This is a genomic window from Phenylobacterium sp. (genome assembly GCF_020253645.1).
Taxonomy (GTDB): Bacteria; Pseudomonadota; Alphaproteobacteria; order Caulobacterales; family Caulobacteraceae; genus Phenylobacterium.
This window is the reverse complement of sequence record NZ_JADCBG010000141.1, coordinates 15,786-28,337: the sequence shown is the minus strand read 5'-3', so window position 1 is coordinate 28,337 and position 12,552 is coordinate 15,786. Positions and strand designations below refer to the sequence as shown.

Annotated in this window: 14 protein-coding genes; all 14 read right to left on the bottom strand. The window is 63.5% G+C overall.

The features are described from left to right. Positions 1–20: 20 nt before the first annotated feature. Positions 21–629, bottom strand: a complete 609-nt coding sequence (locus tag INE98_RS09835) for a response regulator (RefSeq protein WP_293538599.1) — start codon at positions 627–629, stop codon at positions 21–23. Positions 630–638: 9 nt separating this feature from the next. After that, entirely contained in the window at positions 639–980 is a 342-nt protein-coding gene (locus INE98_RS09830) for a hypothetical protein (protein ID WP_293538597.1), read from the bottom strand. Positions 981–1,015: 35 nt separating this feature from the next. After that, a complete protein-coding gene (locus INE98_RS09825) occupies positions 1,016–1,555 on the bottom strand; it encodes a chemotaxis protein CheD (protein ID WP_367120184.1) in 540 nt (179 codons plus the stop codon). Beyond that, positions 1,555–1,944 (bottom strand): response regulator, encoded by a 390-nt coding sequence (locus INE98_RS09820; RefSeq protein ID WP_293538595.1) that lies wholly within the window; start codon positions 1,942–1,944, stop codon positions 1,555–1,557. The genes INE98_RS09825 and INE98_RS09820 overlap by 1 nt, the downstream gene beginning before the upstream one ends. Further along, positions 1,945–2,973 carry a chemotaxis response regulator protein-glutamate methylesterase gene (locus tag INE98_RS09815; RefSeq protein ID WP_293538593.1) on the bottom strand — a complete coding sequence of 343 codons (1,029 nt, stop codon included), beginning with the start codon at positions 2,971–2,973 and terminating at the stop codon, positions 1,945–1,947. Beyond that, entirely contained in the window at positions 2,970–3,857 is an 888-nt protein-coding gene (locus INE98_RS09810; protein WP_293538592.1) for a protein-glutamate O-methyltransferase CheR, read from the bottom strand. Before INE98_RS09810 ends, INE98_RS09815 begins: the two co-directional genes overlap by 4 nt. After that, entirely contained in the window at positions 3,854–4,321 is a 468-nt protein-coding gene (locus INE98_RS09805; protein WP_293538590.1) for a chemotaxis protein CheW, read from the bottom strand. The genes INE98_RS09810 and INE98_RS09805 overlap by 4 nt, the downstream gene beginning before the upstream one ends. A gap of 2 nt (positions 4,322–4,323) precedes the next feature. Next, positions 4,324–6,531, bottom strand: a complete 2,208-nt coding sequence (locus tag INE98_RS09800) for a chemotaxis protein CheA (RefSeq protein ID WP_293538588.1) — start codon at positions 6,529–6,531, stop codon at positions 4,324–4,326. A 4-nt stretch (positions 6,532–6,535) separates the two neighbouring features. Then, the gene (locus INE98_RS09795) at positions 6,536–6,862 is read right to left on the bottom strand and encodes a response regulator (protein WP_293538635.1); all 327 of its coding nucleotides are present in this window, start codon (positions 6,860–6,862) and stop codon (positions 6,536–6,538) included. Between the two features lie 32 nt (positions 6,863–6,894). Beyond that, the gene (locus INE98_RS09790) at positions 6,895–7,185 is read right to left on the bottom strand and encodes an STAS domain-containing protein (RefSeq protein WP_293538587.1); all 291 of its coding nucleotides are present in this window, start codon (positions 7,183–7,185) and stop codon (positions 6,895–6,897) included. A gap of 3 nt (positions 7,186–7,188) precedes the next feature. Next, positions 7,189–9,468, bottom strand: coding sequence for a methyl-accepting chemotaxis protein (locus INE98_RS09785; RefSeq protein WP_293538585.1), 2,280 nt, complete (start codon positions 9,466–9,468; stop codon positions 7,189–7,191). Positions 9,469–10,126: 658 nt separating this feature from the next. Continuing rightward, positions 10,127–10,729, bottom strand: a complete 603-nt coding sequence (locus INE98_RS09780; protein ID WP_293538583.1) for a glutathione S-transferase family protein — start codon at positions 10,727–10,729, stop codon at positions 10,127–10,129. Between the two features lie 50 nt (positions 10,730–10,779). Continuing rightward, complete coding sequence (locus INE98_RS09775; RefSeq protein ID WP_293538581.1) at positions 10,780–11,016, bottom strand: hypothetical protein; 237 nt, start codon at positions 11,014–11,016, stop codon at positions 10,780–10,782. A 174-nt stretch (positions 11,017–11,190) separates the two neighbouring features. Then, positions 11,191–12,417, bottom strand: a complete 1,227-nt coding sequence (locus INE98_RS09770; RefSeq protein WP_293538579.1) for an FAD-dependent oxidoreductase — start codon at positions 12,415–12,417, stop codon at positions 11,191–11,193. Between the last annotated feature and the right edge of the window lie 135 nt (positions 12,418–12,552).

Here is a 12,552-nt window from a genome sequence, read left to right as displayed (position 1 = left end):
CCGTCTGAATATCGCTCCGCTCACAGGACTACCTTCGCCGGTTTCATCATTGCATCAATCTCCTCCTGGCTGAGGTTCGGCTGACTGGCCTCTCCCACTTCGCCCTTTAGGTCATCGCTTCGACGGCCATCTGTATCCGCCGGGGGCCCCAGCCTCTTGAACCGGCGATCGGGACCCACATACCCCTCGGCCTGAACAAACTGGCGGTCTTCGTAGCTTATCCAGAAGAGGCGCTGAAGAAGCACTTTTGGGAGCAAGGGCTTCGCAATGGTGAAATGGGCTCCCATGTCACGTCCCAGAGTCACATCAGACTCCGGGGTATGTCCGGTAATGATCACGACCGGCACAAAGCGTGTGGGCTCCGGGGCCTCACGACGGATCCACTCGGTCAACTGGTAACCGGTCTCGCCCGGCATCTGGGCGTCGGTCAGCACGATGTCCACTCCGCCGCGCAGGAGCGCCTGACGGGCCGCCGCAGCGCTGTCCGCCTTGGAGATGTTTCGGACGCCAAACCCCGAAACAACCTGAGCCATGATCTGGAGAGCGTGAGAATTGTCATCGACCAGCAGGAAATGAATGCCGTCAAGCCTGAGCTTGTCCCCATCCAGCATGCGCCTCAAGGTCGCCATCAGACGTTCTCACCAGAGCTCTGGGTCGACGGACCCCGTGACGTCCGGCGCCTTACCCTGAAGGCGGTCCCGGAGGTCCGCCAGCCTGATGTCATCCAGGACACTCTCCGGCACCGTCTGATCCGAGGGGCAAATCGCGCTTATAGTGGTCAGGAAGATACCGATCTCCGCCAGTGTCTGAGATATCAGATCAAGCGCCTGTAGACGTTCAATGACACTGGCGGTCATGTTCTCGGCCGCCAGCTCGGACACCACATCGTGGAAGTCACTGGCAAGAACAGAGTTTACCTCGATCTCATGGGCTACCCGTGAGAGTAAATCCCTGAGAGAGAGAAGTCCGGAGGGTTTCATCTGCGCCATCCCCGCAGTCGGAGCCTGGGCGAACATCAGAAGAGCTCGATCGCGTCGTCTGCGACCTGTCTTGGATTCGGACGCGCCGCGACCGCCTCCACAAACTGATCGATCTCCCGCTGCCTGGCCCGACCGCCTACAGGCCAGAACTCTATCCGCCGGGCGCGGCGACCTCCCAGGCTCTCACCGACGACCGGTATGCCTTCGGTGGCAAGGAACTTCCGGGCGAAGCGTGCGTTCTCTGCGCCGATATCGTTCAGGCGCTCCATGATCTTGGCGCCGCCAAACAGTTTCGCCTGAAGGCGATCCCTGGACGCTCCCATCTTGAGAAGATCATTTATCAGTATTTCCATTGCATAAACACCATACCGCATGGCTTCCTGGCCATCACCGTCCGCCAAGAGAAAATGATTCATCCCCCCCACTCCCCGAAGCGGGTCATAAAGACACGCCGAGACGCAAGAACCAAGAATTGTTAACAACATTTCATCTTGATTTGACGAAACGCGATGTTCTCCCTGAACAACATGGAACTTAACAGGCATATGTAAAGATAAATGATCGGTGGCCATCATTATGTTATTGCCCCGAATACTTCTTCAATTTTCCCCCTCAAGGTCACGACTGTGAAGGGTTTTACAAGGTAATTGTTAACGCCATACTGTGAAGCGCGCTTCACGAGTTCAGGGTCGGCACGGCCAGTCAACATGATAACCGCGGTGTTCCGAATGGGCTCGTAGGTTCGGATGGCCCGCAGCAGTCCCATTCCATCGAGTTTCGGCATGTTGAAGTCCGTAATGACGAGGTTCGCGGGACGCGCCACAAGAGCGGAAACCGCCTCCTCTCCATCGCCGGCCTCGCGAATATTCGTCACGCCAATCTGCTTTAGGCCATTACGAACCAGCGACCGCATTGTCGCCTGGTCGTCGACAATCAGTACTGATAATGCTGAAGCAGCGGGCATTTACTTCCTCTTTTCGGCAAGTTTGAGTAACAGTGGACCGATTTTCTCGAGTGGGACCTGATGCTCGACACCGCCCATTTCGTTGGCCACCCTGGGCATACCATAGACGACGCAGCTCTCCTCATCCTGCCCGACGGTACGGGCGCCCGCCTCCCGCATGAGTTTCAGCGAGGCTGCTCCGTCGCGGCCCATGCCGGTCAGGATGGCCCCCACGGCGGTCGGTCCACAAACCGAGGCGACAGATGAGAACAGGGCGTCAACTGAGGGACGGTGTCCGCTGACCGGTTCGCCATCGCGCAGGCGGCATTGCAGACCGCCACCGGCCTTCACCACTTCGAGATGCCTTTCGCCACCCGGCGCGAGATAGATTTTCCCGGGTCGAAGCGGCGCGCCGTCAAACGCCTCGGACACGCTGGCCGGGGTCACCCGATCAAGTCTGGCTGCGAAGCTGACAGTAAAGACAGCCGGCATGTGCTGCGTGATGACCGTTGGCGGGCAGTTGGCCGGAAAGTGTGAGATCACACTCAGAAGCGCTTCGACTCCTCCGGTGGACGCCCCAATCGCAACAATACCGTCGGAACCGCGGTACTCAGTCGCTGGCGGCGGCGGCGTTGGTGTCGAGGAGGGCCGGACACGAGCCCCGGCCGCCGTCTTCACCTTCTCGGCCAGTTCGCCGAGGCCGATCCTGGCGTCTATGGTGTTCGATGACTTTCCGACGCAGTCCACCGCGCCGAGCTCAAGCGCGCGAAGCGAAGCCTCCGCACCAGCCTGGGTCAGGGTCGAGACCATCACAACCGGCATGGGCCTGAGCCTCATGATGCGCTCGAGAAACTCGAGGCCGTTCATGTTGGGCATCTCGATGTCGAGCGTAATGACGTCCGGGTTAAGCTCCTTGATGGTCTGACGCGCCTGGTAAGGGTCCCCAGCGAAGCCAACGACATCGATCTCGGGGTCCCGCCGAAGCAAGGCGCCGATGAGCCCCCGCATCGTGGGGGAGTCATCGACGACGACCACTCGCACCGGACTCATGACCGGCTCCCCTGATCTCGGCGATAGACCGTCAGACCATCTGAAACCAGGGCAGGGATGTTCGCGCTGACACGCTCTGAGTGGCCGATATAGAGCCTGCCCCCAGGGGCCAGAAGCGGCAAGAACCGCGAACAGATCCGCTCCTGAGTCGGATCGTCGAAGTAGATCATCACGTTACGACAGAAGATGGCGTCGAACGGACCCCGAACCGGCCAGTCGCCGATCAGATTGAGCTCCTTGAATGTGACCAGGGCGCGTACGTCCTCGCCCATGACCCGGGCATGGCGATCCTTGGGATCTCGCCGCATCCAGCGATCCCGTTGCGCCGCCGGAATGGGCTCTACCAGGTCATCCGGATAGACTCCGGCTCGGGCCTGATCCAGGACCCGGGAGTCGATATCGGTCGCGAGGATCTTGATGTCGAACCTGGACGCATCGGGCAGCACAGAAAGGACAGTGAGGGCCATGGAGTAGGCCTCCTGTCCGCTCGAGCAGGCCGCCGACCAGAGACGCATGCGGCCCCCGGCCTTCAGGTAGGGGATGGCCGGTCGCAACACCTCGTCGCGCAGGTGAACAAAGTGGTGGGGTTCCCGGTAGAACCGGGTCACGTTGGTTGTCAGGGCGTTCAACATTGCAATCTGCTCGTCGACGCCCTCAGGGGAGGCGACCAGGGCGCAGTAACTGGCGAACGAAGAGAGACCGAGAAGTCGCAACCGCTTCGCCAGTCGGGAGTAGACGAGGCTGGCCTTGGTTTCCGTAAGGGCAATCCCCGCCCGCTCGTAAATGAGCGCCGCGATGGTCCTGAAGTCTTCGGCCGTGAAGCTATACTCGCCTTCCACGAGGGTGGCGGAGTCGACCTGACGACCGAGCACAGAGACACTCATGCCGCGAGACTCTCAGGGTCCGGCAGCAGGCGCTCGACAGCGATCTCGCTGACCATCCGGTCTTCGATCGTGATCAGGCCGCGGACAAAGGCCTTCGCCTGATCGCACCCGACGTCAGGTGTCGGCTGAATCTGATCCGGATTGATCGACAGGATGTCGGAGACAGCATCGACCAGAAGTCCAACCAGACGCTCTCCCACCTGCACCACTATGATCACCGAGCGCTCCGACGGCTGGGTAGGCGGCAGCTCCAGCCGTTCGGCGAGATCCATGATCGGCAGTACTGCGCCGCGCAGATTGATCACGCCTTTCATGTAGTTCGGGCTTTGCGGGAGGGGCGTTGCAACGCTCCACCCCCTGATCTCACGCACCGACATGATGTCGACGCAGTACTCCTGCTCTCCGGACCAGAATGATGTCAGCTCGCGACGATCGTTAGCCGCGCTATTCACTTGCTGGTTCATGTTCACTCCGCAGCTTCGATTAAAGGTTCATGTGCCCGGACAGGTTCACGCTTGCGCATCGCGACCAGGGCGTCGACATCCAGGATCAAGGCGACGCGGCCATCACCCAGGATCGTTGCAGCTGCAATTCCTGGTACCTGCTTGTAATTCGACTCCAATGACTTGATGACAACCTGCCTCTGGCCATGAATGCTGTCCGCGACCAGGGCTGCGCGACCACCATCCTCGCTATCGACCAACAGCACGACCCCCTCGGCCGGATTGGTCGCTTCGGCCTGGAAGCCAAGCACCCGGCCGATGTCGACCAGGGGCACGTAGGCGTCCCGAACGGCAAGGACACTGCCCTCTACGCCCACTCGCTTGACATCGTTTGCAGCCGGGCGAAGGCTCTCCACAATCGCGCTCAGCGGCACGACCAGGGTCTGGCCGGCCACGTCGATGACCATGCCATCGAGCACCGCAAGCGTGAGCGGAAGGCTGAGCGTGAAGGTCGATCCGACCCCCGGCCGGGAGCTTATCGAGATCCGGCCACCGAGGCCCTGAACCGACTTGCGTACGACGTCCATGCCGACCCCGCGGCCCGAAATATCCGAGACCGTCTTTGCCGTTGAGAACCCGGGGAGGAAGATGAGATTGTCGACCTCCTCATCCGTCAGCTGAGCATCCGCGGCGATGAGGCCGCGACTGATCGCAATCTGGCGAACACGCGGCCGGTCAATGCCCTTGCCGTCGTCACCCACCTCGATGACGATCCGCCCGCCACGGTGCAGCGCCGCCAAACGAACCGTTCCCTCCGACGCCTTGCCGGCGGCGATCCGTTCCCCCGGGGTTTCCAGACCATGATCGATCGCATTGCGCAGCATGTGCGTGATCGGCTCCGAAATCCGCTCGATCACGGTCTTGTCGACCTCTGTGGTTTCCCCGTCGGTGACCAGCCGCACCTGCTTGCCGGTCTGGCCAGCGATCTCACGCACAAGGCGGGGCATCCGCTGGAACACGGACTTTACGGGCTGTGCCCGGATCGCCATGACGCTGTCCTGGATATCGCGGGTCAGTTGCTCCAGTTCATCCAGGCCCCTGCCAACATCCGAAGACGCCGCAAAGCCGTGGCCAGCAACCCGTTGGGCCAGCATCGCCTGGTTGATCACCAGTTCCCCGACAAGATCGATGAGCTTGTCGATCCGTTCAGGGTCGACACGAATGGTCGCCGGATTGGCCTTTTCACCCCCTGCTCGGGCGGGCGCCTGGCGGGATAAGGCGTTGTCACGAGGCACAACTTCTGCGGATACGGCCGGCAGCGACGGGATCAGGTCTAGCGCGCTGGACAGCTCCTCGGGCGACTGAGCCTCAACGGACGAAGGCGGCTCAGCGAGCCCGGCCTGCGCCGCAGCGATGATTGCGGCGATGTCTGGACCCGCATCCGGTTCCGCCGTCATCGGCGGGGACGCCGCCCGAACGATCGTTGTGGAACAGTCGCCCTCTACAAACTCGAAGACCTCGCGGATCCGCTCTTCGGTGGCCTCGGTCTTGAGACGAACCTTCCAGGCGAAGTGCGCCGTTTCCGGCTCGAGGTTATCAAAGGGCGGCAGAGCATCGTCGAGGAGTTCGACCTCGACCTCACCCAGGCGTTCGATTTCGCGGAGGAGGAGCCCCACCTCGTTCGCCTTGACGTAGAGTTCATCCATCGGCTGGAAGGTGATCGTCCAGACCTGCTCCTTCGGTGAGTCGTCGACCTCCGGTATGGTGAGGGTGACCGGCGTGAAGACAATGCCGTCGTCATTGGGCGGGAGTTCCGGCTCCGAGACCGATTGCGGAAGGATGGGACCACCCGAGATCCAGGTCTCAAGCTCCTTCACCATGGCGGCCGTCGTCGCGATGTCACCCTCGCCGCCAAGTTTCGCGGCGGCCACATGATCTGCGAGAACATCGGCGGCGCGAAGCAAGACCTGAACGAGGTCAGACCGAAGACCGATCTTTCCACTGCGGACATTCTCAAGAAGGGTTTCGAAGACGTGAGCGAAGCGCACGAGGGCCTCAAGCCCGAAGGCGCCCGCGCCCCCTTTCACAGAGTGAACCGCACGGAACACTGCGTTCACCAGCTCAGGCTCGGCGTCCCCGGCGTCGATCTTCAGAAGCCCCGCCTCAAGGTCAGCCAGCAACTCGTCACATTCCTGGAAGAACGTGAGCTTGATTTCCTCAAGTTCGTCCATTGGCTCAGGCCGCCACCTTGCGGATGACATCCAGCAGCTTCTCGGGGTGGAAGGGCTTGACGATCCAGCCGGTCGCGCCGGCCTCTCGGGCGCGCACCTTCTTCGCGGGATCACTCTCCGTGGTGAGCACCAGGATCGGAGTCGCCCGATGGGCGGCGTCCTCCCTTACCCGCTCGATGAAGCCGAAACCATCAAGCTTGGGCATGTTGATGTCCGTGATGATGACATCGGCGCCGCTCTCGTTGAGCACCTCGAGACCATGCTCCCCGTCGACGGCCTGGGTGACCGTGAAACCCTGCCCGGCCAGAGCCAGGCGCAGCATGTCTCGCATCGTGCGGGAATCATCCACTGTGAGGACCTTGATCACCCGAAGACTCCGTCTTTGTCGGCCTGGAGGCCAAGATGGGATTGAGCACCGAACAGAGCCGTTGCGGCGGAGAAGGCTGAGGAGCAGGGCTCTATCGTCAGGTCGTGACCCTCCTCGGACCATGCGCGCCGGGCGGCGATCAGAACCTGCAGACAAAGCCCCCCGAGGCGCTCCACATCTGAGGCGTCCAGCCGGACGGAAGCGCCGCGATGCTCCGCCAGCGCCGCCTTCAGGGGCTGGGCGGCCTTAAGGTCCAGCACCCGGTCGAGGCGAAGTGTGTTTGTCATCTCCTAGAACTCCTCCCAGCCATCTTCAGAAGGCTTGAGCGCGGTGGCCCCAAAGGTCTCGGCGATACGGCGAGTGGCGGCGCGTGGAGGTGAGGGGCGAGGCGTCGCATCCGGAGCCGCCAACTGCGGGGCTGGATGCGCCGAGCCCTGGCCGGAACCCGTCCGGAAGCGGGAGATCAGGCGGTTGAGCTCCGCGGTCTCCGACTTGAGGGCGTGAGTTGCGGCCGTGGATTGCTCAACCATGGCGGCGTTCTGCTGCACGACCTGGTCCATCTGATTGACTGCGGTATTCACCTCGGCGAGGCCGGTGGCCTGCTCCTGGGCGGAGGCGGCGATCTCGGAGATCAGGGCGTCGATGTCCGCCACCTGCGCAACGATCTTGTCGAGCGCCCTGCCGGTTTCACCGACCAGTTCAACACCCTGACCAACCTGTTGGCTGGAAGCTGAGATGAGCGCCTTGATCTCCTTGGCGGCTTGGGCGGAGCGCTGGGCAAGTGCGCGCACCTCCTGCGCGACCACGGCGAAGCCGCGGCCGGCGTCGCCGGCGCGGGCGGCCTCAACCCCGGCGTTGAGCGCCAGCAGGTTGGTCTGGAAGGCGATCTCGTCGATCACGCCGATGATCTGGCTGATCTCCTGGGACGACGTCTTGATGTCGCCCATCGCCTGAACGGCCTGGGCCACCACTTCGCCGGACCGGACGGCCTCGGACTTGGCCATGGCCACGGTCTCGTTGGCTCTCCGGGCGCCCGCAGCCGTCGTCTTCACCGTGGCGGTGATCTGGTCCAGGGCGGCTGCAGTCTCCTCGAGGCTGGCGGCCTGCTGCTCGGTGCGACGTGAGAGGTCGTCCGAGGCATGAGCGATCTCCTCCGCCCCGGTACGCATGGCGTCCGACCCGGTGCGGACCTGACCCAGAGTATCAGAGAGGGACGCGACGGCTGCATTGAAGTCTTTGCGGAGTTGCTCGTAATCGGCCGGGAAGGTCTCGGTGATCTGCGATTGAAGGTCACCCTCCGAAAGGCTGCTCAGGGCGCTGGCGAGCGATGTGACGACAGCCGCCTGTTCCTGCGCTCGCTGGGCGCGCTCGGCCTCCGCCTGTTCCCGTGCGATTTCCGCGGCGGTGATGTCGGTTGCGTACTTCACCACCCGGTAGGGTTTGCCGTCTTTTCCGATCAGCGGCGTGTAACGCGCCTGGATGATGACCTTGCGTCCGCCCTTCGCGTAGCGCGTGAAGACATCTGCAATCGCCTCCCCGCTTCTCAGGCGCTGCCAGTGACCTGCGTACTCCGGACTGCGGGCGTAGGCGGGATCCAGGAACATGGCGTGCTTTCTTCCGACGATCTCGCTCGCCGAGTAGCCCATGGCGCTGAGGAAGTTCTCGTTCGCCCCGATGATCGCGCCGTCGAGGTCGAAGTCGATCCGGGCTTGGGATTCATCCATCGCCGCCGCCATGGCCTTCAGGTCGAAGATCGACTTGGCGTCCGCTTCTTCCCGCTTGCGCAGCCCGCCGGCGACCGTCACCGCAAACCATGTGGCGACCGCAAGAATCGCGAAAACAACGCCCAACTGAAGGGCGAGCTCCCGATAGAAGCCCTGAATTCGCTTCTCCAGCATCTGGCCAAGCTCGGCGGAGGCCGCAGGCCAGATCGTCTTCATTTCAGATGCGAATGCAGCCTGGGCTCCCGTGGCGTCGGCGGGCGCACCTGTCATGGCCAATTCACCCTGGCGGATCAGCGCTTCGGTCGCGGGCGTCAGCCGGGCGAGCTGGTTCTGCAGATTGGTCCGGGTTTCACCCGGCGGAGAAGCGGCGACCGACGCGCTCAAAGATGCGTGAGCCGCACTGCTGGCTGTCTTGAGACGGTCAGTCGCAACGGCGATGTCCGCAGCCGGTGCGGCTGCATTGATCGTGCTGTAAAGCCCCGTCGCCGCCTCAAGGAGGGCGGGAAGACGCACTGTCAGGGCGTCCATCGTGTAGAAGCTGTCAAGGTCCGGATCCAGAGTCAGGTTCGACCCATCGGCAACCGCGCTTATCAGCGACCGTCCTGTGGCAAGTCGTTCAGAATGGCTGGCCGCGGACTGAAATGCTGAAGCCGCTTGGTCGGCGTTAAACGCCTGCGCTCCGGCCATCACGGCGCTGTCGAGCTGGCGCGGCGCAGGGAGCCGTTGTCCACTGACTTGCGCGCTCTCCAGCACCACCGGCCAAACCTGCTCGATGTACAGACGACCGCTCTGCTCCTTCTCGGCGAAGTTGATCCGCTCAAATCGCTCCAGGACGATCAGCGTCATGGCGATAATGACTGGGATGACAAATATCCCGCCGACGAGACCAATCCGCGCCATAATGGACAAGCGGTTATTCAGCATATTCAGCATTTATGGTTCCCCAAAAGTTTGCTCTCTTCCTCGAGCTTGGGCTTTTCGACCATGACGCCAATTAAAGTTATCAAACATTAATTATGCCATGGAGTGAAGACTACGATTACATAGATATCGGGTTCGATTAACGCCTGGTTTAACGACGAATATAATTTTTCGGCCCAAACAAGGTTTCTGAACTGTGAATCAATTGGCTGGTCTATATGACCTTAGGGATGGCATGGGTGGGGGGATTTCTTGACGCGCCCGGTCCTTTCCCGGCACGTGGCTGGCGGGCTGACACCAGCCGGTGCACGGCATCGCCGGTTCTGGCGTCAGGCTAAGGTCCCGGAGGATCGGGGCTGGTCGGGCGCGCGGGTGGCCCTCGGTCCCGTAAGCGAGGATCCGGAAAAGGGCCCTGTGTTCGGTTGGGTGACTCTAGGGCCCCGCAGGGGCCCTGAGGTTCAACACCCACGCAATCGTCCTCCCGGCTTTGGGCGAGGAGCAAGGATGTCGCCCCACCCGCAGGCGGGAGGACGGCGGGTGAATTGGATGACGGGTTCCCCGGAAGGACCTCCGGAGCTATCGCTCAGGCGGATTCGGCGGACCTGAATGCGGGGCGGGCTTCCAGCCGGTCCGCGTAGGCGGAGAGGTTCGCAAGCGCCCCGAAGTCTGCGCCGAGGCGCCTGGACATGATGATGGCGTGGCCGGTGATGGTGTCCGCCACGGTAAAGTCGCCTGCGATGTACTCACGCCCGGCCATGTGGACCTCGGCGGCGTCCAGGGTGCGGTTCAGAACCTTCAGGGCGCGCGCCGCCATTTCCGGATTCCGCCTTTCGGGGGGCAGCAGGATGGTCTCGACCACGTAGTTGTTGATCGGCGGCATGATCATGCCTTCGGCATAGTGCAGCCACTGCAGGTACAGGGCGAAGTCAGGATGATCCGGCCCGCGGATCAGGTGCGGGGCGTACTTCGCACCCAGGTACTGGGCGATGGCGGTGCTCTCCGAGATCGTCACATCGCCGTCGATCAGGGTCGGGACCCGGCCGTTCGGGTTTATGCGGCTGTACTCCGGGCCCCGCATCTCTCTCTGACCGAGTGTGAAGCGCTCCAGCTCATAGGTCCTGCCGATCTCTTCAAGAAGCCAGACCGTGCGGACCGCGCGGGAGTTTGGAGCGAAATAGACCTTCATGGGATCCTCCCGGGAACAGGGCTGATCGATAACCTGTGGCGTATTTCGTACTATGTAAAGCTCCAGGGTCGAGGGCGCCCCCAGTTATACTGGGTCCAGCCGCGGCCTTCTCCGTCCTTAATCGTCAGCGTACCGAGCGAGCGGGCGCAGCGCGGCACCTCCGCCGTCTTCGTCGAGTTGCGGTCATTGTCGACCCGGCGCTCGGCGCTCTGCGCGAACGCCGCGCCCGCGGCGGCAAGGCCCAGCGTCGCCGTCGCCATCGCAGTCGTGAGAAGCGTCCTCGTCATGTCTGGTCCCTGTTCCTTTCGCCGCAGTGATCTCCGCAGCGGTCTGACCCCACCTCGCACGTCCGCGCCGTGCCTATAGCCGGGCTTGTGTCAGTGCAGCCGCTTTTCAGGCGCCAGAGGCCTTCAACGGCCCGTCCCGGACGGACAGGAGGTCGTCGCAGGCTTACACCGGCGTCAGTAGACCGTCCGCTTCCGGACGGCCTGCTTGCTCGCCAGGCTGAAGCGCGGCTCGACCGGCAGGGTCGGGTCCATCACATGCCGCGCCACGCGGTCCCCCACGGCGGGGCCGTGCTTGAAGCCGTGGCCTGAGCCCCCGCCCACCAGCCAGACCTGGTCGAAACCCGGCAGCCGATCGATGAGCAAGTCGCCGTTGGAGCTGTTCTCGTACTGGCAGACCCGCCCATGGACGAAGGGCGCCTCGGCGAGGCCGGGGAAGCGCTGGGCGAGGTAGGCGCGGGCCTCCGCCACGCCTTCGCTCGAAACCCGGCGGTCCTGGGCGTCCGGGTCGACCTCCACCCCGTGGCGGTCGAAGGCGATCTTGAAGCCCTGCCCTTCCAGGCCCGGGAGGCCGTAGACGATGTCGCCGGCGTTGAAGTCGGCCCAGACCGGCAGGGCGGGTGGCGAGAAGCGCCCGTCGCCCGCCGCCGGGCCGAAATGATAGACCTCCTGCCGAGTGGCGACGATCCGCCCCTTGAGCAGGTCCGGGAAGATCTTCGGCAGCCAGGGCCCGCAGGCGTAGACCGCCGAGCGGGCGCGCACGCCGCCGACCTGCACCGTACCGTCGGAGAGCCGCACGGGCGGCCCGGCCTGGACGCGTTGCGCCGTCAGGCCGGCGTCGGCCACCACGGTCTGCACGCCGCGCCCTGCGATGAGGGCGCCGCTGTCGTCCTCCAGAAAGCCGCTCTCGCCCTCCCGGAAGGTGATCTGCGGATAGCGACCGCGCAGCCAGGCCGTATCGCCCGCCTGGTGCGCGACGCCATTGGCCTTCAGCCAGGTCAGGCTGCGGGCCATGTAGTCATCGCCGGCAGGGGAGAACCAAAGCACCCCGGTGCGGTGAAGCAGGGGCAGGGTCTGGCGTGCGGACAGGTCCGCCCAGGCCGCCAGGGAGTCCCGCGCCATCTGCGAGTAAAGGGGATCGCCGCCGTAGGAGAGACGGATCACCCGGCTCTCGCCCCCCGAGGACGAGCGAGCGTTGCCAGGGGCGTAGGCGTCGAGGAGGGCGACCTGCAGGCCGCTGCGCTTCAGCCGCCAGGCGGTCCAGGCGCCGAAGACCCCCGCGCCCACCACCACGACGTCAACGATCCCCGGGGCCCCCGCAGCCTTCGCTCCGCCCGCCGCCAGGACGCCGGCCGCAAGGCCCGCCCCGGTCGCCACTGAGGCCTGTCTGCGTGTGATGCCCATCGCTCGCGTCTCCCCTCGTCGGGGGCAAGTCTATCCCCTGGCGGGGGCGGAGCAATCCGCCAGGAGTGGCGACGCCGCCATCTCGAAAATGTTCTTGTTTTGTTCTTGTCAATGCGCGCCCGACATGTGAGGGTT